The 24,240-nt window shown below is 42.9% G+C and carries 18 protein-coding genes; 11 read left to right on the top strand and 7 right to left on the bottom strand.

The genetic code is table 11. The annotated features are described in order from the left end of the window. Positions 1 to 9 precede the first annotated feature (9 nt). The 3 genes from ACIGG7_RS19815 (at position 10) to ACIGG7_RS19805 (ending at position 5,487) form a co-directional block, all read left to right on the top strand. Positions 10 to 1,539: an AbgT family transporter gene (locus tag ACIGG7_RS19815; RefSeq protein WP_224944984.1), complete on the top strand. Its 1,530-nt coding sequence runs from the start codon at positions 10 to 12 to the stop codon at positions 1,537 to 1,539. 110 nt (positions 1,540 to 1,649) lie between these two features. Next, complete coding sequence (locus ACIGG7_RS19810) at positions 1,650 to 2,066, top strand: VanZ family protein (protein WP_397550794.1); 417 nt, start codon at positions 1,650 to 1,652, stop codon at positions 2,064 to 2,066. 214 nt (positions 2,067 to 2,280) lie between these two features. Beyond that, positions 2,281 to 5,487: a chitobiase/beta-hexosaminidase C-terminal domain-containing protein gene (locus ACIGG7_RS19805; protein WP_397550793.1), complete on the top strand. Its 3,207-nt coding sequence runs from the start codon at positions 2,281 to 2,283 to the stop codon at positions 5,485 to 5,487. 48 nt (positions 5,488 to 5,535) lie between these two features. Here ACIGG7_RS19805 and trhO read toward each other — a convergent pair whose 3' ends face one another. Beyond that, positions 5,536 to 6,501: an oxygen-dependent tRNA uridine(34) hydroxylase TrhO gene (gene trhO / locus ACIGG7_RS19800; RefSeq protein WP_397550792.1), complete on the bottom strand. Its 966-nt coding sequence runs from the start codon at positions 6,499 to 6,501 to the stop codon at positions 5,536 to 5,538. A 445-nt stretch (positions 6,502 to 6,946) separates the two neighbouring features. On the opposite strand from trhO, the gene ACIGG7_RS19795 reads away from it, so the two are divergent. Both ACIGG7_RS19795 and ACIGG7_RS19790 read left to right on the top strand, forming a co-directional pair. Beyond that, on the top strand, positions 6,947 to 8,953 hold the full coding sequence (locus tag ACIGG7_RS19795) for a penicillin-binding transpeptidase domain-containing protein (RefSeq protein WP_397550791.1): 2,007 nt from the start codon (positions 6,947 to 6,949) through the stop codon (positions 8,951 to 8,953). A gap of 134 nt (positions 8,954 to 9,087) precedes the next feature. Beyond that, positions 9,088 to 10,158 carry an SDR family oxidoreductase gene (locus ACIGG7_RS19790; RefSeq protein ID WP_397550790.1) on the top strand — a complete coding sequence of 357 codons (1,071 nt, stop codon included), beginning with the start codon at positions 9,088 to 9,090 and terminating at the stop codon, positions 10,156 to 10,158. Positions 10,159 to 10,201: 43 nt separating this feature from the next. Here ACIGG7_RS19790 and ACIGG7_RS19785 read toward each other — a convergent pair whose 3' ends face one another. The 6 genes from ACIGG7_RS19785 to ACIGG7_RS19760 form a co-directional block, all read right to left on the bottom strand. Then, entirely contained in the window at positions 10,202 to 10,993 is a 792-nt protein-coding gene (locus tag ACIGG7_RS19785) for an SDR family oxidoreductase (RefSeq protein WP_397550789.1), read from the bottom strand. Between the two features lie 15 nt (positions 10,994 to 11,008). After that, positions 11,009 to 13,174, bottom strand: a complete 2,166-nt coding sequence (locus ACIGG7_RS19780) for a TRAP transporter permease (RefSeq protein ID WP_397550788.1) — start codon at positions 13,172 to 13,174, stop codon at positions 11,009 to 11,011. A gap of 12 nt (positions 13,175 to 13,186) precedes the next feature. Next, the gene (locus tag ACIGG7_RS19775; RefSeq protein ID WP_397550787.1) at positions 13,187 to 13,528 is read right to left on the bottom strand and encodes a DUF1850 domain-containing protein; all 342 of its coding nucleotides are present in this window, start codon (positions 13,526 to 13,528) and stop codon (positions 13,187 to 13,189) included. A gap of 174 nt (positions 13,529 to 13,702) precedes the next feature. Continuing rightward, positions 13,703 to 14,701: a TAXI family TRAP transporter solute-binding subunit gene (locus ACIGG7_RS19770; protein WP_397550786.1), complete on the bottom strand. Its 999-nt coding sequence runs from the start codon at positions 14,699 to 14,701 to the stop codon at positions 13,703 to 13,705. A gap of 135 nt (positions 14,702 to 14,836) precedes the next feature. Continuing rightward, positions 14,837 to 15,535, bottom strand: coding sequence for a response regulator (locus tag ACIGG7_RS19765; RefSeq protein WP_397550785.1), 699 nt, complete (start codon positions 15,533 to 15,535; stop codon positions 14,837 to 14,839). After that, a complete protein-coding gene (locus ACIGG7_RS19760) occupies positions 15,519 to 17,129 on the bottom strand; it encodes an ATP-binding protein (protein WP_397550784.1) in 1,611 nt (536 codons plus the stop codon). Before ACIGG7_RS19760 ends, ACIGG7_RS19765 begins: the two co-directional genes overlap by 17 nt. Positions 17,130 to 17,204: 75 nt before the next feature. Here ACIGG7_RS19760 and ACIGG7_RS19755 point away from each other — a divergent pair, with 75 nt between their 5' ends. The 6 genes from ACIGG7_RS19755 to ACIGG7_RS19730 all read left to right on the top strand — a co-directional run bounded on the left by ACIGG7_RS19755 (position 17,205) and on the right by ACIGG7_RS19730 (position 24,189). Then, positions 17,205 to 18,272 (top strand): DctP family TRAP transporter solute-binding subunit, encoded by a 1,068-nt coding sequence (locus ACIGG7_RS19755; RefSeq protein WP_397550783.1) that lies wholly within the window; start codon positions 17,205 to 17,207, stop codon positions 18,270 to 18,272. A gap of 176 nt (positions 18,273 to 18,448) precedes the next feature. Beyond that, entirely contained in the window at positions 18,449 to 19,375 is a 927-nt protein-coding gene (locus ACIGG7_RS19750) for a manganese-dependent inorganic pyrophosphatase (RefSeq protein WP_397550782.1), read from the top strand. Between the two features lie 354 nt (positions 19,376 to 19,729). Then, positions 19,730 to 20,446 (top strand): GNAT family N-acetyltransferase, encoded by a 717-nt coding sequence (locus ACIGG7_RS19745; protein ID WP_397550781.1) that lies wholly within the window; start codon positions 19,730 to 19,732, stop codon positions 20,444 to 20,446. A 152-nt stretch (positions 20,447 to 20,598) separates the two neighbouring features. Further along, on the top strand, positions 20,599 to 21,381 hold the full coding sequence (locus ACIGG7_RS19740) for an IclR family transcriptional regulator (protein WP_397550780.1): 783 nt from the start codon (positions 20,599 to 20,601) through the stop codon (positions 21,379 to 21,381). Positions 21,382 to 21,399: 18 nt separating this feature from the next. Next, positions 21,400 to 22,353 carry a S66 peptidase family protein gene (locus ACIGG7_RS19735; protein ID WP_397550779.1) on the top strand — a complete coding sequence of 318 codons (954 nt, stop codon included), beginning with the start codon at positions 21,400 to 21,402 and terminating at the stop codon, positions 22,351 to 22,353. A gap of 42 nt (positions 22,354 to 22,395) precedes the next feature. Continuing rightward, positions 22,396 to 24,189 (top strand): ABC transporter substrate-binding protein, encoded by a 1,794-nt coding sequence (locus ACIGG7_RS19730; protein ID WP_397550778.1) that lies wholly within the window; start codon positions 22,396 to 22,398, stop codon positions 24,187 to 24,189. The last annotated feature ends 51 nt before the right edge of the window (positions 24,190 to 24,240 follow it).

The following is a 24,240-nucleotide window of genomic DNA, read 5'->3' as shown; positions in this document are numbered from 1 at the left end:
AGTGACCTCATGACAAATCCTAATGTAGAAACGAATCCACCCCAAAAAGAGAAAGGATTTCTTCGATTTCTCGGTGGCATTGAAAAGGTAGGGAATAAACTTCCCGACCCGTTTATGTTATTTGTGTATTTATCTGTTTTTATTGTTCTTTTTTCATGGTTTATTTCCAGTTTAGGTGTGACAGTCGTTCATCCGAAAAATGGGGAAGTACTTCCCATCAAGAGTCTTGTTTCAGGTGAGGGGCTTCAATATATCCTGACTTCCATGCTCGATAACTTTACCGGCTTCGCGCCACTCGGCCTCGTGCTGGCCATGATGCTCGGTATTGGGCTCGCGGAAAAAGTAGGGTTACTTGAAACGGCCATCAAGAAAACGGTATTAAATGCTCCAAGAGGATTGATTACGTACGCGGTCATTATGGTGGGAATCATGGGGAACCTGGCATCAGATGCTGCGTTTGTCATCATCCCGCCACTCGCCGCTATGATCTTCTATACAGTAGGCAGGCATCCGTTAGCGGGACTTGCCGCAGGCTTTTCCGGAGTAGGAGCAGGATTCACGGCAAACTTCATCATCACGGGTACCGATGCCCTGCTTGCCGGAATCTCAACAGAAGCGGCTAAAGCATTCGACGTAGGGGTTACGCCGGTAGACAACTGGTACTTCATGATTACTTCGGTCGTATTCCTGACAGTCGTCGGGGCTTTTGTGACGGAAAAGATCGTTGAGCCACGACTCGGAACATATAAAGGAAAAGTCGATAAAGTGCTGGAAGAAGAAAGTCCTTTAGAAGGAAAAGCATTACGGAATGCAACGTTAGCTGGATTGGCATTTGTGCTGCTTCTGGTCGTGTCCATCGTATGGCCAAACTCACCGATGCGAAATGAAGATGGCGGCCTCATACCGTCCACCTTCCTATCAGGCATCATCCCTATCACTCTATTATTCTTCATTATCATCGGTGTCGCATATGGAGTGACAGTAAAGAAGATCCAATCAACAAGAGATGTACCGAAATATATGACTGAAGCCATGAAGGACATGGGTGGTTATATCGTTCTGATCTTCGCGGCCGCTCAATTCATCGCTTACTTCGACTGGACCAATCTCGGAACATGGGTAGCGGTCAGCGGGGCGAATTTCCTGGAATCAATCAATATGACAGGACTCGCCGGCATCATCGGATTTGTCCTGTTAACAGCACTATTGAATCTATTGATCTTCAGTGGATCGGCACAATGGGCACTGGAGGCACCGATCTTCATCCCGATGTTTGCAACTCTCGGATATAACCCGGCGTTCGTTCAAGCCGCTTACCGTATCGCAGATTCATCCACCAACATCATCACACCTATGAATCCGTACATCATCGTCATCCTAGCCTTTATGCGGGAATACGATAAAAAAGCCGGTCTTGGAACCTTGATTTCGCTTATGCTTCCATATACGATAGCCTTCTTGTCGGTCTGGATCGTATTGCTTCTTGCGTTTGCTTTGTTAGGGATACCATTTGGACCAGGTGTAGGGGTTTATATGTAGCATTAATAAGAGACTTACTTCGGAAACGACGGCCTGTTTTCGAAGTAGTTCTTTTTTTTATTATATCTCTCCTCTTTTATGGACAAATTGATAGGGGAGGTGTAGTGATTATGAAAGTATTAACGGTTTTCCTATTTGGCGTATTCATTTTTATCCTGACCTGCACGAAAAACGTCCATGAGCTAATTCTCTATCAACAAATCTATTTCCAATGGAATGGTCAACCTGAGTTTAATCATTTCCTTGATTTCACAGGCTACCCATTTCACTCCCCGACTTATCTGTTACAGAAAATAGGACATAGTATGTTCTTTTTTTTATTTTCCTTCTTCTTAAGCAGATTGTTTTTCTCCTTGAATGCTGTTTTTGTGATAGGTGTTATTTATGGATTATTGACCGAATTTGCACAACTATTCTTTTCAAGAACAGGATGTCTATTGGATGTGTTTTATGATTCGATGGGGGTACTGTCTTATTGCACGCTTGCTTTTATTTCTAAGGTACATTACTTCCATAAAGATGAATAATGGATCGTCGTCAGAACTGATTTGAATATCTTTACTCATTTCTCATTCAGCAATTCTCAGGAAAGAGGTAAATGGTACTAAGCCCAAAGAATCATCTTTTGTAAAACAGCGAATTTACCCAATATTTACACTTATTTTGACAATTCCTGTTGTAAAATGGAATGTGTTGGACATTTTTTGACCAGTAAACTATTTATGAACAGGAGGAAGAGTAATGAATCAAAAGAAAGTAAGACAAAAGACATTAAGTTTGTGCATTGTCTCAAGCATGGCTTTAAGCCTTATGGTACCTTCCGTATCTCGGCATGTATCCGCTGCAGGCGATGCTTTTCAGGATCTAATAATATCTGAATATATCGAAGGTTCTGGTTACAACAAGGCAATTGAGTTATACAACGGAACGGGTGAAGATATCAATCTATCAAACTACTCCTTAGAATTACATACAAATGGTGCCCAAACGGCAGACAAATCATTGGCGTTGTCGGGGACACTAGGTACAGGGGAAGTATTGGTGCTAGCGAATGAGGGTGCAGACCCGGCCATTCTTGCACATGCAGATATTATGAATAACGTCGTCATCAACTTTAATGGAAACGATCCTATCACATTAAAGAAAAATGATACCGTAATCGATTCAATTGGTCAGGTAGGATCGGTCGCAAACTTTGCAAAAGATGTGACGATTGTACGTAAAGACTCCATTACAACAGGTGATACAGATATAACAAACAGTTTCGACCCTTCAATCGAATGGAATTCGTTTTCTCAAGATACATTCGATTACTTAGGATCCCACCTATCAGGTGACACTCCTTCAGACCCGACTCCAATTGAACTATCCACCATTGCCGAAGCCCGTACAGCTGCTAAAGGCACAACGGTAAAAGTACAAGGCGTCGCGACAGCAGCCTTTGAAGCAGGCGGACAAACCAACCTGTTCATTCAGGATGGTACGGCAGGCGTCATCATCCGCGGCAGCGGTCTTACTGCACAACCAGGTGATGAAGTGACAGCAGAAGGAGTATTAAACGACTACTATGGAATGCAGCAAATTGAAGCACCTGCTTCAAAGGTAGAAATCACTACAGAAGACAAAGGAATCCCTGCACCAACATCACTTGTCTCTACTGACCTTTCATCTGAAAATGGGGAAGAGCATGAAGGAATGCTTGTTGAGTTTACCGATGTGACAGTGGAAGCTAAGGATAGCAACGGTAACTTTACTGCAACTGACAGCGCGGGACAATTCGTCATTAAACCAAGTGACAGCTCCCTTTTGGAAATCGGTCAAACCTACGAAATCCTTCGTGGAGTTATTGACTATAACTATAACGAATATAAGCTGGTACCACGTAATTCTTCAGATGTGATTGAAAACGCTTTTTCGGTAACAGCAAGTCCTGGAGCAGGATCCGTTACGGAAGGAACGAAAGTCACTTTACAAACGGCTACGACAGATGGAACCATTCATTACACTACGGATGGAACGACTCCTACTGCTTCAAGCCCGGAGTATACAGCGCCAATTGAACTGACTACAAACACAACGATTAAAGCAATCGTCACAAAAGAAGGCGAAATGAGCGAAGTAGCTACTTTCACTTACAAAGTTCTTAAATCTGCTGACGGTTTAAGCATTCATGATATCCAAGGGGATTCGCATTCTTCACCTTACGAAAACATGAATGTTGCCAATGTAGAAGGGATCGTCACAGCAAAAGCGGGTTCGAATGCATTTTATATGCAGGAAGAGAATCCCGATGATGATATTGCAACTTCAGAAGGAATCTATGTGTATGCTAGAGGGAATTCTGTTAAAGTCGGATACAAAGTAAATGTTTCAGGACAGGTGAAGGAATGGAGAGAAGATGGGTACTCAGATGCCAAGGATCTTCTAACAACTCAAATTACAGCTTCATCTGTAAGTGTTGTATCTTCTGATAACATGGTTCCTGCAGCTGTTGTCATTGGAAAAGATCGCACACCGCCAACGGAAATCATCGAAGACGATGAAATGACATCTTTTGATCCTGAAATGGACGGTCTTGATTTCTATGAAAGTCTTGAAGGAATGCTAATTGAGATTCCAGACGCAACGATCACAGGTCCAGTCAAATATGATGAATTGCCTGTTATCGTCAATACAAGTGAAGATCAGCTTCGCACAAGAGCAGGCGGAATTTTGATTTCACCTGAAGACTATAATCCTGAGCGCATGTTGATTGACGTCGATGGATTGAACATCAACGCGAAAACGGGTGATACCCTGGATGGCTCAATCGTCGGAAATGTAAGCTATGATTATAGCAATTTCAAGATCCGTCCAGCTGGTGAATTCCCATCTATCGTCGATGGTGGAACGGATCGACAAGTGACAACGATCAAGCCTAAGAAAAATGAATTGACGGTTGCTTCTTATAACATCGAGAATTTCTACGCAGGTACAGATGCAGATAAAGTAGGAAAGATCGCAGAGTCGATCGTTACAAATATGAAAAAACCTGATATCATCGGACTGATCGAAGTGCAGGATAATAATGGCCCGACAGATGATGGCACAACGGATGCAAGCGAGTCGTTCCAAACGATCATTAAAGCGATAGAAGAAAAAGGCGGCCCGACTTACAAGTTTACAAACATTGATCCTCTAGACAAAACGGACGGCGGGCAACCTGGTGGGAACATCCGCGTTGGTTTCCTTTACAACCCGGATCGTGTGAAATTAACGGATAAACAAGCGGGGGATGCTGTAACGGCAGTGGGAGTGACGAAGGATGGTCTGACTCACAACCCGGGACGCATTGATCCGACAAATGAAGCATTCGAAGATTCTCGTAAACCATTGGCGGCAGAATTCGAATTTAACGGAGAAAAGGTTGTCGTCGTAGCCAATCACTTAAATTCCAAAGGCGGCGATGGAGCATTATTCGGAGCTGATCATCCAGTGGTGCTTGGCAGTGAAGCTCAACGCATCAAACAAGCGACCGTCATCAATAACTTTGTAAATGAGTTAGAAAGTAAAATGAAGAATGCGAATGTCGTGGTTCTTGGGGACATGAACGACTTCGAATTCTCAGCTCCAATCAAAACGCTTGAAGGTGATGTCTTAACGGATATGATGAACAAACTGCCAGCAGCAGAGCGTTACACATATAATTATCAGGGGAATGCCCAAGTTCTTGATCATATCCTGGTATCGAATAACTTAGCGAAAAAAGCCGATATCGATACGATCAACATCAACTCTGATTTCAGTGAAGAAGATGGACGTGCAAGCGATCATGATCCAGTCCTTGCGCAAATTAAAATCAAGAAGAGTCATGATGTGAAAGATAAGGTTTGGGATTACTTGAGTCAGTATGAGTTTTTATTTGCCTGGCTTGAGAAGCTATTGAAGTGGAAACAGCTTTTACCATAATGAAAAAAGCACTGGCTTAAAGTTAAGCCAGTGCTTTTCTTATTTTAATTAGATCGTAGCTGTTTCTTTCTCACGCTCAATCACTGCCAAACGCTCTGCCACTTCTTCCTCTGTTAAACCATGCTCCACAATGTAGCGGTTCTCAGGGCTCTTGCGGCACTCATCCGAGCAGCTTCTCATATATTTATGCTCATTTTCTTCAGAGCAAAGAATTTTACGGTTACAAGGCGGGTGGGCGCAGTTTACATAGCGTTCACAAGGTTCCCCGGTGTAGTAATCCTTCCCGACAACAACGTGCTCGGTCTGATTGACAGGAACACCGATACGCTCGTCGAATACATAAAGCTGACCGTCCCACAGTTGACCTTTTACTTCAGGGTCTTTTCCGTAGGTTGCGATTCCACCATGCAGTTGTGCAACATTCTCAAAGCCTTCTTTCACTAACCAGCCTGAGAATTTTTCACAGCGGATACCACCTGTACAATACGTGATGATTTTCTTGCCTTCTAGCTTATCTTTATTGTCGCGGACCCAGTTCGGAAGATCGCGGAAGTTTTTAATATCCGGCTTCACAGCTCCTCTGAAGTGTCCCAATTCATATTCATAGTCATTACGAGCATCTAGAAGAATTGTATCTTCCTGCTGGATTTGTTCAAAGAAATCCTTAGGCTCAAGGTATTCACCAGTGAGTTCATTAGGATTTACGTCATCTTCAAGACGAAGGGTCACAAGCTCTGGACGGTGCTTCACTTTCAATTTCTTGAACGCATGCTCGTCAGCTTCGTCGATCTTGAACACAGTGTCCTTGAAATGAGGATCCTGTCTCATCGCTTCCATATACGCATCCGTCTGCTCAATCGTTCCTGAGCATGTTCCGTTGATTCCTTCAGATGAAATCAGGATACGTCCCATCAGGCCAAGATCCGAGCACAATTGTTTGTGCTGGGCAGTGACTTCTTCCGGGTTCTCAATGTCAACATAGTTGTAATACAGTAGTACTCGATAATCTTTCATGTTTATTTCCACCTATCGATATATATTTGCAAGATATAATCTTAGGATTCTGTTCCTTATTACTCTTACGATGTACTATTATAACAAATTTTTTTGAAATTGCATCATGTGTTGTGGAGAAAAGCTGGGGATTGTGAGGAAAAGGTGGTGGATATTGGGTTTTGTGGGGGATGGTTGTGGCGGTAGTTGCGGGATATATGCCGTATTCAGGATTTATCTGCCGAATTCAGATTTTATCTGCCATATTTCGGGTTTACGTGCCATATTCCATTTTTATCTGCCGAAAATCCAATATATGTGCCATTCGCTAAGACTCGACAAAATACGCCCGTGTTGAAGAAGGACATACTCCGTTCACGTAAAGAATATAAATTCATTAAATTTGTAAATATGGATAGTATTTGAAACAATGAATATACCAAATAATAAGGGGCTGTCACTACATATGGTCAAAAAAGTCATGCTGCTTTGTCTCTTTGTCGCTCTCAGTCTAATGGTCGCCGGATGTCAGGAGAAACCTCAGCCTGATGACCGCCTGCAGGAATACGTTGATCTTTGGAACAAAGAGAAATTTGATGAGATGTTTAAAGACTACATAACCTCCTCAACCAAAGATACCTACAAAAAAGAAGATTTCGTCACGAGATATAAAGACATCTACAAAGATCTGGAAGTAAAGGATGTGAAAATATCCTTCAAAAAGCCGGAACAAGAAGTGGACTGGGACAAAGAAACGAAAGCGGAATTCCCAGTGTCCATTTCATTCAAAACTCTGGCCGGTGAAGTGTCGTATAAAAAAGATGTCACCTTGACGAAAGAAAAGAAGGATGACAATGAAAACTGGTTCGTGAATTGGGATCCTTCGTTCATCCTTCCTGATATGGAAAAGGGCGATAAAGTTGGAGTGGAAAGCATTTCAGCGAAGCGCGGCGAGATATTGGACAGGAATCAGCAGCCTCTTGCCATAAACGGAGAGGCATTGGAAATCGGTATTGTTCCCCAAAAATTCAGCGAAGGAAATATGAACGAATTGATTTCTTTGCTCGATGTTACCAAAGAATATATCGAAAAACAGCTAAACCAAAGCTGGGTAAAACCAGAGCACTTCGTACCTATAAAAAAGCTCTCACTTAATGAAGAAGCACTAGCTTCAAAAATTGTAGAGATTCCTGGTCTTGGATATAGAACGGTCCCGGCAAGACAATATCCATACGGTGAAGCCACGGCCCACCTTACAGGATATATCGGAAAAATTGATGCGGAAAAGTTAGAAAAGCTGAAAGATAAAGGATATACAGCTCAATCATTTCTCGGAGTGAGCGGTTCTGAAGAAGTGTATGAAGATCAACTGCGTGGCAAAGACGGGCAGCGCATCTATCTGAAGAAAAAAGATACAGATGAAGCCGTAACCGTAGTGGAACAACCTGTTCAAGATGGGAAGAATATCAGTTTGACCATCGATGCTGAAATGCAAAAAAAGATTTATGATCAAATGAAGGATGAGGCAGGAACGGCAGCTGCCATTAATCCACAAACCGGAGAAGCACTGGCACTCGTCAGTACGCCAGCCTATGACCCCAATGAATTTGTATTAGGGATTTCCTCTGAGAAGTATAAACAACTGACCGATGATCCTAAAAAGCCTATGAGGAATCGTATTCCCCTCGCCTATTCACCAGGATCAACAATGAAGGGCATCACGGCCTCCGTCGGACTGAAATCCGGCAAGCTGGACCCTGACAAAATCTATGACATCAAAGGAAAGACGTGGAAAAAGGATGAATCGTGGGGGAATTACAAAGTCGTCCGTGTCTTTGATAATGAAAGCAGGGTGGATTTAGAAAGCGCCCTTAAATTCTCGGATAACATTTATTTCGCCCGTGTCGGATTAGAGATGGGTGCCGACACCTTTATTGCCGGTTTGAAGGATTTCGGCTTTGGCGAAGAGATTCCGATGTCTTATCCGATCTACAAATCACAAGTCTCGAACGACGGCAGCATCTCCAAAGAAGTTCAATTGGCTGATTCTGCCTTCGGTCAGGGTGAGGTGCTGATGAGTATCGTTCATCTGGCAAGTGCTTACGGCAGCATCATCCATGACGGGACCATGATGGAACCGCGACTTCTGAAGGACGAAGAGCAGAAGGTGTGGAAGAAAGATTTGCTATCGAAAGAACAAGTAGACATGATGAAGACGAATTTGCGAAAAGTCGTCACAGAAGGAATTGCCGGTAAGGCAAGTGTAGAGGGGAAAGCGATCGCAGGCAAGACCGGGACGGCAGAGATCAAGTCAGAGCAGGGGACAACCGGAACGGAAAATGGACTGTTCGTTTCGTATGACCAGAATGACCCGTCCATGGTTTTGGCCATGCTCCTTGAAGATGTGCAGGACGCAGGCGGCAGTACCCATACAGTGCAGGTGGCAAAGAAGTTTTATGATAGCTGGAAATAATGGAAGAGAGGGGCAGGTGCCCCTCTCTTTTTGTCACTATGTTCCATGACGCTTTTCCCGACGATTCCGCTTTCAATCTGTGATATGATAGACAGAATGACCGACGTGGTTGAAATTCAACAGGGGTGATCAATGTGAATATATTTTTAACGGGATCGACAGGTTTTCTTGGAGGAAAGCTGATTAAGAAGATTTTACAAAATAATCGGAATGAAGTGTATATATTAGTAAGGAATGTTGGGAAGGCCGAGAGATTAAGAGATTATTTTCCAGAAAAAGATCAGAGAAGAATTCATATTTTTCAAGGGGATATCACGGTTCCGAACGCCGGACTGAGCATGGATGATCAGGAATGGTTGACAGGTAAGATGGATGCCGTTTATCATCTGGCAGCCCTTGTGAAATTTGATCAAGATCTGCGTGATGAACTCTTCGCCGCCAATTACGAAGGGACGAAGCATATACTGGAGCTTGCAGCACGTCTTCAAGTGAAAAAGTTCTATTATGTGAGTACGGCTTACACGGTAGGAAAGTTATCCGAAGGTGTGGAAGAGCTTTATCCTCAAGATGGAAGGTTTAACAATCCATATGAAGAGAGCAAAGTGAAATCCGAGCATCTTGTGTTTTCATACCGCGATAAAATGGACGTATCCATCTTCCGTCCGGCCATCATTGTGGGAGATTCGAAAACCGGTGAAGCCGATTCGCAGTTTACTCTGTATGGTTTTATGCGTGCTCTCGCCGTTTTCAAGCGTAAGACTGCGAGACGAAACGGGGAAGAGCGGACGTACAGGCTAGTAGCCGCCAAGAATGGTACATCCAACCTCGTACCGGTGGACTATGTAGCCGACATTTTAAGCCTGGCTCCTGATAAAGCACAGCCGGACAAAATCTATCACATCACCAATCCGAATCCACCTGAAAACATTGATCTGCTCAACATGTTGAAAGATGCCCTTCAATTTCAAAACTTATCTGTGGTTGAGAATACAGGTGAGTATGAATTGGATGAAGAAGAGGTAAAGCTTAACAGCTTGATTGATGTGTTCAAGGTATACCTGGCTGGTGCGTTAACATTTGATGACCGAAATACCCAAGAGCTGATCGAAGGGACGGATGTATCTCATCTAGAGATGTCGGAAGAGACGATCGAGATGATCATTCGTGCCGGATATGGAGAGAATAGTGGGAAACAAACTGTATAATTGAAGAAAACCCAAAAGGATTTTAACCTTTTGGGTTTTCTAGTTATAAAGCGGTCACCATTCCACCGTCCACCACAAGGGATTGCCCCGTTAAATAGGTGTTGGCCTCAGAGACTAAGAATGCGATCACTTTGGCAAACTCCTCGGGCTCACCATAGCGTCCTATAGGAATCGCTTTTTCGCTCATACTCTTTAACTCGTCCACGGATATATTTCGCTTTTCAGCGTTTAACTGATCCAGCTCTGCGACCCGATCTGTTGCGATTCTTCCAGGACCGACCGTGTTGATAAGGATCTGATCTTGTGCGAGTTCCCTTGATAAGCTCTTAGACAATCCAACCATTCCTGTTCTAAAGGTGTTGGATAGAATCAGGCCGTCGATGGATTGCTTCGTGGATGAAGAAGCGATATTCACGATTCGTCCACCATTCTTCTTTTTCATATGAGGGATTACCTCTCTGATCGTTCGGATATAACTGAGTAGGTTCAATTCAAAGGCATATTGCCAGTCGTCATCATCGAATTCCTGGAATCCTCCCGATGGTGGACCGCCGGTGTTATTGACGAGAATGTCAACACCACCTAGTTTCGTAACCGCTGTTTCAACGAGTGATCGGATATCTTCAGGTTTCGTCATGTCACATGTTTTGTAATGAATGTGCTGGTTGTCAGTCAGTTTTATGATTTCACTTGCTGTCTTTTGAAGCTCTTCTTCATTTCTACTTGAAATAAGCACGCGTGCACCTTCTTTGGCAAGCTCCAGTGCCGTTGCTTTTCCTAAGCCTTTACTTGATGCGGTCACAATCACTGCTTTATCTTTTAAACCAAAATTCATTTATATCCACCTCATTTAATGAGTTATATTAATCTCTTTATTTATCGTTTTACCCTTTCCCTGATAGTTCCAAAACAGTACGAAGACAAACACGGTGAACCCGATGATATCTGTGATCCAGCCAGGGTAAATCAAGAGAAAAGCTGCAATCGTGCTGATGAGACGCAGGCTGACAGGGAATTTTTTCTTGAAATAGCCCTCAATGGATACAGATAAAAGAAATACGCCGATGACAGAGGTGATAGTGAGAGTGATGATGCTCGTAACCGTGGCATCTACCATCAACATCTCATGGGAAAACACGAACATAAACGGAACAATGAATCCAGCTATGGCAAGCCTCATCGCCTGGAATCCCGTCTTCGTCGGATCACCGCCGCTGATTCCTGCTCCGGCAAAGGCTGCCAATGCGACAGGCGGGGTGATATTGGCAAAGATTCCAAAGTAGAACACAAACATATGAGCGACAAACACAGCTGTTTCCGTCGATCCTGCCAACTCACGGAACAGTGGCAGTTGTAATAGAATCGGGGCGGCCATGGTGCTTGTAATGATATAGGTTGGAATACTTGGTAGTCCCATTCCCAACACGATGGACGTCACCATCGTCAGAAGTAACGTAATCACCAGCTGAAGTAGCGGACTGTCGATCATTTCACCAATGCCGACAATGCTGTTCGCTAATTCAAGGGCGACTCCCGTAAGAGAAGCGACTCCCACTACAATCCCCACGGCACCACAGGCAACGGCAACAGGGATTGTCGTTTTCGCCCCTTCTTCCAATGCCTGTACACAATCCTTCAAGCCGATTTCTTCTGCTTCGAGATTCTTCGTCTTTCTAAACAGGTTGATGACCAATGGGATTACAATGACCAATAGCAGTTCCCACCAGCTGCTTTTCAGTGGAGGAATCCCATGACCGGAAATAAGCCCGTTCACCTGTGGTTGAAAAACAAAGAATAATCCGAGCAGAGTGGATAAAGTCAGAACCTGCTTTGATCCGGAAATGATCACCGTAGCTAAAATAGACCAAAAGGCAGCGTAGAATGGTGTTTTTCCCGAGAATAATAAGTAAAGAAGAATCACCATCGGGATGATCAGGTGTCCACGCTCTGCGAGCACAGCTTTTACGGAAGGAAGTTCTGATTTCGGTACTCCGTGTAATCCGCGCTTGGAAGCTCTAAAGTGCACCTGAAGCAGAATGCCGATGTAAAATAGCAGGGCAGGGATGATTCCTGCCAAGATCACCTTGGTATAAGGGATATTAAGATTCTCAGCCATAATAAAGGCCGCTGCTCCCATGATTGGAGGAAGGATTTGCCCACCAACACTTGCTGCCGATTCGACTGCGCCTGCAAACTCTTTCTTATATCCGATTTTTTTCATCAATGGGATGGTGAAGGCACCGGTCGTCACGACATTCGCAACGGCCGATCCATTAATGGAACCAAGGAATCCACTGGCAATGACCGCCACTTTGGCGGGACCGCCCTTTGTATGACCTGCAACAGCCAGAGCTAAATCATTAAATAATTTTCCCATTCCGGAGCGGCTCAGGAATGCTCCAAACAAGATGAATAGAATGATGTAGCTTGCGGATACGCCAATCGCTGTACCAAGAATCCCTTCTGTAATGTAGACCAGCTGAGAAATCATTTTCTTCGTTACAGTTAGTGTGATCTGTGAATTCAATTCCGGATAAATGGATAGCTTCACGTATAGGCCGTAGATCAAGAATCCGAGGGCCAGAAGGGTCAGCCCCCAACCAGTCACACGTCTGGTTAATTCGAGAAGAAGGATGATGACGAGAATCCCCACATAGAAATCCATATCGTTGATTTGTCCGCCTGTCCGGATGATGCGTTCGGCGCTGAATAACATATAAATGCCAACAAATAACGATAATCCGCTGAAAATATAATCATAAAACGGAACAGAATGACCTTTCTTTTTACTCACCATAGGGTAGAGGATAAAGCCGATCGCCATCAGTCCATATAAATGAATGCTTCGCTGCTTTACATCCACTAGTGCTCCAGCGTAAGACGTATATAAATGAAAGAGGGCAATTCCAGCTGCTAGTACCAACAGAAAGAGACCGATCACCTTAGGATACTTACTCCTCGTATTCCCCTCCCGGTCCAACTCTTCCACCGATGTATTTTTCTGATTTTTCATCATGAGTCACCTCGCTTAATCTTTAACCATCATAGTTAACACTTTATACAGTGGGACGGACCTCACCGATAATTCGTAGGATACCTGAGGCTCCAGGGCAATGGTCCGTCCGTTCATTTCAATGCGATGATTTGTTTCCTTACCTGTTTGAAAGCGTAAGGTGCTTCCGATCACTTGATGGATGCCTGTCATATAGACCCAGCCATCTTTTATATATGTATCATCTCCTGCGTGATCAGGGACGCCGGCTCCGAACGTTTTGAACCGGGTTGAAGTCAAGAGAATGGTTTGATCCTGAATATGAAAGAATTCTTCCCAATCTTCTTTTTCAACAGAATGGGTCCATCGGATGGACACGGCTTTCACTTCTAAAAACGGCTGAACGATTTTTATTTTATTTTCATAGGATAAGATCAATGTATTCATTGGGACAAAGGCGGAAAGTGAGAGAAGGAGAAGAATTAAGATAACCAGTATTCTTTTTTTCATAGATAGAAAGAAGAGGGCACCAGGATTGATGCCCTTTTTCGATTATTCCAGTAATCCTTTTTCTTCATAAAACTTCTTTGCCCCTGGGTGAAGAGGCGCAATGAGTCCCTTCGCCATTTCGTCCCGGTCCACTTCCTTAAGCGGTGCAACCGCTACGGCGTCTGTTCCTAAGTAGTCATAATATCTCTTAGTTAAGTCATAGACCGTATCTTCGCTTAGATCCTTAGAAACAATGAGCATGTTTTGGATTCCAACGGTTTCCACTTTTTTATCGAGGTTGTATTTCGCTTTGTCACCGGATTCGATTGTGAACGTTTTATAAAATGGGTATTTCTCCATTAGCTTATCAGCGAGATCTCCATTGATTTCAACAAACGACACATCGTTTTGTTGCATGAGATCGGTGATATTGCTGTTCGGGACTCCTGATGTGAAGAAAGCAGCATCCAGCGTTCCATTCTTCATTTCCTGTACAGAATCCGCATAGCCAGTATGAGTCACTTTCTCCAGGTCGTCATACGTTAAACCGGCAGCTTCCAACACCTTTTTAGCACTCTGTTCCACACCCGATCCAACCTGTCCGACGCCGACTTTCTTACCCTTTAAATCTTCAATACTCTTAATTCCGCTATCTGACATGGCCACAACTTGCACGACGTTTTGATACATACCTGCAATAGGCTGAACATCGACCTTGTTCCCTTCGAATTGTCCTTTTCCTTCTACAGCGTCATACGCCACATCACTCATGACGATGGCCATTTGGTTTAACCCATCGGTGATGTTTTGGATGTTGGCAACAGAAGCACCTGTCGATTCCACTGTCACGTTTCCGATTGAATCACTTTCTTCGAAAATCGGCTTTAATGAACCACCGATTGCATAATATGCTCCTGACGTACCACCTGTACCAAATACGATGGATTGACTGGATGAATCACTGCCGCTTCCGGATTCTCCTCCACTTGCACCGTCGCTTCCGCAGGCAGCCAACAAGAGTGAGACAAGGGCTATGATTGAAATCCATTTAAATTTTTTCATCGTTGCGTCCTCCTTTTTATTACCTATATAGAATGGTAACGCTTTCAGTAAGATATTAGAATATTTAGAACTTAAAGGACATTTTGGTCTTTTTGGTCTTAAGTTGGATACAAAAAGGATGAGGCAATAACGGCCTCATCCTTTCTCTTTCCACTGATAACGATTGACGGGTCTTCCAATACTGCCATACTCGATGACCATTTGAACCTGGTCTGATTTAAGCAGGTAATCTAAGTATCTCCGGGCAGTGACGCGGGCAATCCCGATTCCTTCCGCCGTTTCTTCGGCTGAAAGGGGGAGAGATTGTCCAGAGAGAAACTGAACAATTTGTTCAAGAGTTTGCTGGTTCAATCCTTTTGGTAAGTCTACTCTTTGTTTGTCAGTTCGGGCAGGGGAGGGGCCTCCTTGCAGTCGATCAATTTCTTCCTGGCCAATTGTACCGTCCCCGATCATGTGTTGTTTGAAAGATTGATATTTTTCAAGTGCCTGCTTTAACCGCTCAAATTTGAAAGGTTTGATGATGTAATCGACAACGCCTAATCGCATCATCGCCCTGATGGTTTCTTTATCCTGTGCAGCCGATATCACAATCACATCCACGTCTGTGTCTTGTTGCCGGAAGGCTTGTAAGGTTTCGAGACCACTTTGTTTCGGCATGAAATTGTCCAGGAGCACAAGGTCCGGTTGGAAAGAGGCTACCTTTTCAGCACCCTCTGTGCCATTGCCTGCAATGGCGCAGACTGTAAAGCCCGGCACCCGTTCGATAAACATCCGATTGACCTCCTGAACCATCGGATCATCTTCTATAAGCAAGACGTTAATCAGTTTCGTCATGAGTCTTCCCTCCATTCATGGGAAAAGTAAGTTGGAAAAGCGTTCCTTCAAGCGGTGTTGATTCTACGTTGATGTGGCCATTCGCTTTCTCAACGATGCTATGAATTAAGTAGAGTCCGATTCCAGACCCGTTCTTTCCTTTGGTCGTATACCCTTTCTGGAATAACTGTGGAATCTGTTCGTTTGACATACCGATGCCATTATCCTCTATTTCGATATGAAACGTATCCGACTCCTCTTTTAGATAGAGATGAATGAACTTTGATTCATCACACATTTCCTTTAAAGCATAGAAACTATTTTCAATGAAATTTCCAAGTAGAATCACCAAATCATGTTCATCCAACAGAGGAGGAGGGGAGGAAAGATAGCTATCGGGATCAACCTTCACCTCAATTCCCATTTCCTTTCCACGCATGATCTTGCCCAGTAGTAAACCTTTCAACCGGTCAAGCTTGATTCGCTGGGCCAGAAAAGCAGAAAGGTCGTCCTTTTCCTGAGAAGATTGAAAGATATATTCGAGTGCTTTCTCGTTTTCTTCCAGTTGAATCAGTCCGGCAACAGTATGTAATGTATTCTGGTGTTCATGAGTCTGAACCCTTAATGCCTCAACGAATTCTTTCACCCCAGTCAGCTCTTCCGCTAGCGCTGTCATTTCTGTTCGGTCCTGGAACACGGCGACAGCTCCAACGATCTGTTCGTTTACCAAGATGGGAACCCTCGAGCTTAATACAATTTTGCTCCCTAATTTCATTTCCTCACGATAAATAGGTTCTTTTGTTGTCATGATTTCCGGCAGTTTAGAAGAAGGCAGGATCTCCTGAATGGGTTTTCCGGTTAGATTTCCGGTTACCTGTACAATATCTTTGGCCTTTTCGTTAAATACGGTGATTCTTTGTTGATTATCGATGGCGATGATCCCTTCATTCATCGCTTGGAACGTAGCCGTCCGTTCCACCAAGAGCTTCCCGATTTCATAGGGCTCAAGCTCAAAGGTATCTTTCTTGATTTGTCTGGCTAACAACCATGAACCCATCATCCCGAATAAAAGGGTGATTGCCCCTATAATCATCAGTTCATTTTGTAAATTCCTCATAATATCAAGGGTGGAAGGAAGAAGAATTCCGACGACTACGACACCGATTTGTTTGTGATCAGCGTTCATGACGGGCACAAACCCTCTTACCGCCATGCCGAGCTCGCCTTTGGCAGTTGAAACATAACTGTGCTCAGCAAAAGCCGGTCCTTCATCTTTCCCAGCCGATATTGTCCCAAGCTGCTCATTGGATGGGTGGGAGTACCGAATGCGATTCATATTGAGCACAACGATATAGTCTGATCCATTGACGGTTCTGATGTTCTCGACCATCGGCTGAATTTCCTTAAAGCCTTGAGGCTCTTCCAGATGACTTTGAACGGTAGGAAGATTTGCCACAGTTCTGGCCGTAATGAGTGCCTGGTTTCCTAATTCTTCTTTCTTCATCTCGATCGCTTTTCCGACAAAAATAATGAATCCAATGATAAGGGCAAATAAGACAACCCCGAAGGATAAAATCGTCATTTTCCAGCGAATAGGCATTTGTTTTCGGTTCATTCTGAATATTCCTTCCTCTTTGTTCAAAGTTATTGTACCATTTCTAATAGAATCTGAAAGAGGAGGATTCCGCTTGTGAGGGCCTTTTTATTTATAGGTTTCTTTATATTGACAGGGATTGTGACTGCCTATGTGGTTGGATTTCAAACCCGTGATGGATTTTCCGCTGAATATGACGATGATCAAGAAAAAATGAGGGATCAAATCGTCATTAAGGTGAGTCATGTCGTGTCAGAAAACACACCAAAAGGAAAAGCGGTCAGGCGCTTTAAAGATCTGGTAGAAGAGAGTACAAAAGGAAAAGTAAAGGTGGAGATCTACCCGAATGGATCTCTTTATTCAGATATCAGTGAATGGGATGCCCTTAAGAATAATAATGTGCAAATGATTATTCCTGCTACATCCAAAGTTTCACAATACGTACCTGAGTATGGTCTATTTGATTTACCTTTTGCCTTTAATAGTTATGATCAAGTTCAACAGGCGTTTGAAGGGGAGATAGGGAAACGATTACTAGAGAAAGTTGAAAAACACGAAGGCGTGAAGGGTGTTTCCTTCTGGTATAACGGATTTAAACAAATCACGAATAATGAGCGTCCTTTAATAACTCCGGCTGACTTCAATCGACTACATTTCCGCACGATGCCGGGTGAAGTCATTAAAGATCAATACCAAGCCATGGGGGCAGCAGTAAGTGATCTGCCATTTAATAAAACGTATGAGAACCTTGAGGTCGGTTTTATTGACGGACAGGAGAATACGATCACTAATATTTACTCTAAAAAGCTTTATGACCATCAATCGTATTTGACGGTCAGCAATCATTCCTATCTTGGATACGTGGTGTTGATGAACGAAGAGTTTTGGGATGGGTTACCTGAGGAGTACCAGGAAGAAATAGACAGTGCGATGGTACAAACAACAGACTGGATCCGCAGGCATTCCATCGAAATGAATGACAGTCAAATGAGGGAATTAAAACAAAACACTGATCTGGATGTTCATATTCTGTTGAATGGAGAGAAAGAAGAGTGGAAAGAGAAGCTGGCACCTTTGTATGAAGAATATGAAAATGTGTTTGGGAAGGATTTAATGAGAGAGTTGAGAGAAATCAACGGCAGCACCGGACAACAGGGTTTTTAAAGTCCACGTTTATTCCTGTACTCTTTTATAACGCAAAATTTGGAAATATTACCTCCATCATCAATGGAAAAAATCTTCCCCAACAGATACGGTTTTGCTTCTATATATGGTAATATAAGAAAATGTAAAGAGAGAAGATTAACGAACCACATTACATAGAGTTAGGAGATTGATCAATGAGTAAAACACTAATTTTCGGCCACAAAAACCCTGACACGGATACGATTACATCTGCACTGGTTTATGCTGATTTAAAAACAAAGATTGGCATGGACGTCGAGCCTGTACGTTTAGGTGAAGTGAACGGCGAAACGCAATATGCCCTTGATTACTTCAACGTAGATGCACCTCGTTTAGTAGAGAAGGTTGCCGGTGAATCCGATTCGGTCATCCTAGTTGATCACAACGAGCGTCAGCAAAGTGCTGAGGATATCGAGGAGGTACGCGTTCTTGAAGTTATCGATCACCACCGTATCGCGAACTTTGAAACAGCAGATCCCCTGTACTATCGTGCTGAGCCGGTTGGATGCACAGCAACGATCTTAAACAAGATCTATAAGGAAAAAGGCGTAGAAGTGACGAAGGAAATGGCTGGATTGATGCTTTCAGCGATTATCTCGGATTCCCTTCTATTCAAATCTCCTACGTGCACAGACGAAGACGTAGCGGCAGCTAAAGAACTGGCTGAAATCGCAGGAGTCGATCCTGAAGTGTACGGATTGGAAATGCTGAAAGCCGGCGCGAACATGAGCACGAAATCAGTCGCTGAACTTGTGACGCTTGACGCGAAGGAATTCTCAATGGGTACAGCGAAAGTGGAAGTGGCTCAAATCAACGTTGTCGATACGAATGATGTATTCGGACGCCAAGCGGAAGTCGAAGCAGCAATGGAAACCATGATCAAGGAAAAAGGACTGGACCTGTTCCTTCTTGTTGTCACTGACATTCTGGAAAATGACTCTACGGCACTTGCACTTGGTAGCAAAGCAGGAGATGTTGAAAAAGCGTTTAATGTAACGCTTGAAAACAACACGGCGTTATTAAAAGGCGTGGTATCCCGTAAGAAGCAGATCGTGCCTGTGTTGACGGATGCGATGAAATAATAGGTTGATGAAGAAGAAGCAGTTTATGTGACTGCTTCTTTTTTTGTTCCACCACTCTTCACTGAGCATTTTTACTGCAGCCATTCCAGAAGAGGATTTATCACTTCTTGTCAGTTACAGTGGAGCATCCGCTATATCGTACATTATTTATGAAATAAGTAGGATAAAATATTTAATTTGTCAGTTAATTTGATTTTTCTGAAATTTGTATATATAATCATAAATATACAACAAAAACGGAAACATATTTCCGAATAACGGAAACACCTGTGAGAATGAATAAAGTAATGGGGGTGAAAGACGGTTCTAGAAAAGAGACTGTTGAGCAAATCACATAAAACAGAGCTTTTAAACATGATCGAACATGATCAAGTAAACCATTTACAGTTTTATGAGTACATAGATTATTTGTATAATCAGGATAAGAAATTTGGATATTACGGTTATTACATTCAAAATCGACTTATAGCCATTCAGTATTTTAGCCCTCTTAATTCTGGTTTCACCATGATCAATCATCAATATACTCCACTTCTCAAGGAAGAGTTGCTGAAATCTTCCTCCACCTACATATATGGTCCAGCAGATGTGCTCTCCAAATTTGATCTACACCCAGACAGACGTTCCTATTTATATCAGTTTGGATATTTAAACAATAGAAAGTGTATAAAGAAGGATACTAGGATCCCGGTGTCTCAGGCATCTTTCAAGGATATCACGGGCATAACAGAGTTTTATCATGACAAAGAGATCATGATAGAAATTCCTGAGAGACTTCCCAATCTCATAAAGAATGGATCAATCTTCATTGTTAAAGTAGAGGGAAGGATCCAATCCATTGCGCTGGCCCACTCAGAAACGGCCGATTATGCGTTAATAGGCGGAGTCTATACCAGCAATGAAGCCAGAGGGAAAGGCTACGCATTTGCCTGCTATCAAGCATTGGCAGGTCACTTATTTGATCATCATAAAACCCCTTATTTATTTTACGACTCCACCCTTCCGCATTTAGACAAATTTTATCGTGATTTGGGATTTGCATTTACAGAACATTATTTGCTCCTTTACTAGCAAAGGTCTGTAAACGATTGAAAAAATTTAAATTCAGAATGTTCTGATTAAAGAATGTGCTGAATAAACATTTTATATCCCAATTACGGAAATGACTTTCCGCACAGCGGAAAGTTCTGAGGAATATACCGTCCTTGAAAGGAGGGATTAAAATGAGACAAACGGCAGAAAGCGGTAAAACAGGGGTCCGAGCAGTTGAAAGAGCATTAGAAATCATAGAGACCTTTACCATGAGGGAGAGGGAGCATACGTTGGTGGACCTATCCAAAAAGACGGGGCTTCCCCTTACAACCGTTCATCGAAATGTTCAAACACTTCTTCAAAAAGGTTACTTAGAGCAAGATGAAACGACAGGGAAGCTTCGCCTTGGGATGCAATTTGTCCGTATAGGAGGCATCATCATTCAAGGAATTGACCTTGTGCAAAAAGCAACACCGCATTTACAACGGCTCTCCAAAACAACAGAGATGAATGTAAATTTAAGCGTCTATGATAATGAGCAGGCATTATGTCTGGTGAATATCGAGTCATTTCATAATTTTGGACATGAAATCAAAGTAGGACAAAAAATTCCGATATACGCTGGAGCCCTTTCGAAAGTCATTTTGGCTTATCTGCCAGAAGAAGAGTTTAATAGTCTTTCAGACACATTTAAAACCTTTACTCCCATCACGATTTCTCAAAGAAAAGAACTGAAAAATGATCTCGAGTCGATTCGGGATCATGGCTATGCAAAGTCTGAAGGAGAGCTTCAATTAGGAGCCGTTGCCTATGCGGCACCGATCTTTAATTATGAAGGAAAGCTTGTTGCCGGTATTGCCATCACAGGACCAGAACATTTTTACAAGGATGAGAGTAGACCGTTCTATGTAAAAACATTGCTTCAAACAGCAGAAGAAATCTCAAAGGATATGGGATATAAAAAAGTTTACTAGTGTTGGAAGGAGTTACGTATGGAGAAAATCAAACCGAAAAGGCTTGAAAAAGGAGATACGATTGGCATCATTGCCCCAGCGAGTCCCCACTATAATCGAAGCGATATTACTCGAGGAATCGAAACCCTTGAAGAATGGGGCTTTCATGTCATCACTGGCGAGAATCTTCATAACAAACATGAATACTTGGCAGGAACTGATCAAGAAAGGGCTCATGATTTCAATGAAATGTTCCGAAACGACGAAGTGGATGCCATCTTCGTGACTCATGGAGGCTATGGTTCAGCCAGGATGTTACGATACATTGATTTCGATCTTGTGAGGAAAAACCCTAAGATTTTTATCGGGTACAGTGATATTACCTCCCTTCACCTGGCGATCCAGAAATACACCGGGCTGGTGACGTTCCATGGGCCTGGCATGGCGGGTTTTAACTCAGAGGATTTAACAGATTATCGAAAAGAATATGTATTTAAAGCCCTTTGTCAACAAGAACCTATTGGAGAAATACGTAAAGCCAATGAGAAAAAGTGGATTAATCGTATTCAAAAAGGTGAGGCCGAGGGAGAGCTGACAGGAGGCAATCTTACGCTTGTTTGTGCTTCTTTGGGAACGCCGTATGAAATTGATACAAAAGGGAAGATCCTGTTCCTGGAAGAAGTCTGGACAGAGCCTTGGAATATTGATCACATGTTCACCCACTTGTATAACGCCGGAAAGCTTCAGGAAGCTGCCGGGATTGTCATTGGGGAATGCACGGATTGCGGACCGAAAAAGATGGATCCAGGCTTCCATGTCACCTTCAGTCTGGAAGACATCTTATATGAGTTTATTGAACCACTTGGGATTCCGGCCATTCATGGATTGCCTATTGGGCATACGAAAGATCTTGCCACACTCCCTATGGGTGTCAATGCGTACCTTGATGCGACGAATAAGAAATTATTTGTGAAAGAATCAGGTACGCGATAGAAATAAATGAAATCGAATCGAACTTAGGAGGGGTAACTATTCATGTTTAAGAAATCATTCAGTTTTATTCTTATGTTTGTGTTATTGATCAGTTGTTTCTTGGTCCCTGTTTCAAAAGCGAAAGAAGCCGATCCATTCACTCTGAATATAGGCTGGACATCTGAGCCGGACAGCATCAGTCCTTTTATTGCTTACAGTATTTCTGCTACTGAAATTTTCAAGCTAATCTACGATCCGTTAGTTGCCTTTGACAATGATGTGAAACCTGTCGGACGACTGGCAAAGGATTGGAGCGTGAGTGATGATCGTTTAACGTGGACGTTCCATTTACAAGAAGGGGTAAAGTGGCATGATGGAGAGCCTTTTACATCTGCAGACGTGAAATTTACATACGAAACCCTGCAGGAAAGTGGATTAGGCTTATACGCTGGATATTTAGATGGCATCACGTCGATTGAAACGCCGGATGATCTTACTGTCGTGATGAAAACGGATAAGCCTAAGGCAAACATGCTGCAAAGTACAACCCCTATTTTACCGAAGCATATTTGGGAAGATGTCTCGATGGAAGACTTAGAGACGTGGCCAAATGAAGCGCCGGTCGGTACAGGTGCCTTCAAATTTGTCGAATTTAAAAAAGGTGAATTTATTAAACTTGAGAAAAATGAAGACTATTTTTATAAAAAGGCAAACATTGATAATCTTGTTTTTATCCTGTATGCCAATACCGATACGATGGTCCAATCCTTGAAAATTGGAGAAATTGATTCCGCTATTAATCTAGGAGCCAACCAAGTACCTCTATTAGAAAAAGAAAAAGATATCGATGTGGTTTCTACTTCTACCCATGGGTTTACCGAGCTTTCGATCAACAGTTGGCCGGACCCGAAATCAAAAGGGAATCCACTGTTATTAAATAAAGATATAAAACATGCCATAAGCTATGCCATTGATAAACAAAAAATTGTGGATGTTGCTTACGCAGGCCAAGCAACACCAGGTACCACCTTGATTCCACCTAGCCTAGAATTCTGGCATTATGAGCCTTCAAAAGAGGAATTGAGATCATACAGTCCTGATAAAGCGAAGGAAACGTTGGATTCTGCAGGATTTACAGATCGAGATGGAGATGGGATCCGTGAAGATAGTGAAGGAAATCCATTGAAATTCAGATTAATGCTGCGATCCAAAACGTCTGAAGAGGTCCGTGCCGGTGAAATGATCGAAAGTATGTTAGAGAAAGTAGGTATTGGCACCGAGATCGAAACCGTTGATGATGGCTTATTAGGAGATCGAATTTATGATGACGCTGACTTTGATATGTTCATTTGGGGTTGGGGAACAGATGCTGATCCAACGACGATTCTTCGCGTGATGACCTCTGATCAGATTGGTAATCTAAGTGATTCCTATTATGCGAATGAAGAATACGACAAGCTTCTTCAGGAGCAAGCGACCACCATCGATGAAGAAAATAGGCAGGACGTTGTGTATAACATGCAAAAAATGTTATATGACGATGCGCCGTATATCATCCTTATGTATGAAAATGCCATTCAAGCTGTTAATACAGATAAGTTGGAAGGCTGGACGAAAGTGAACGGAGTATACTTCTTTGCATTCAACAATGAAAATTACCTAAATGTAAAACCTGTAAGTGCAGCAGGTGATTCAGGTGCGAAGGATAATGAGAGTGATGTGGCTGGAGCATCGGAAGATTCCTCTTCTTCTTCCACTGTACTATGGACGATTCTCATTATTGCCGTCCTTGCTGTCGGAGGAGTGGTTATAGCAAGAAGAAAAAATAAAGGCGTTTCCATTGATGATGATATGTAAGGGGTGTGGGGGCAGAGTAAGTTACTTTGCCCTTGCTTTCAAAAATGGAGG

It is taken from the genome of Rossellomorea sp. NPDC077527, from assembly GCF_044542955.1.
Classification (GTDB): Bacteria; Bacillota; Bacilli; order Bacillales; family Bacillaceae_B; genus Rossellomorea; species Rossellomorea aquimaris_E.
The sequence above is the reverse complement of the archived record's forward strand: the minus strand, read 5'-3'. Positions and strand labels throughout refer to the sequence as shown.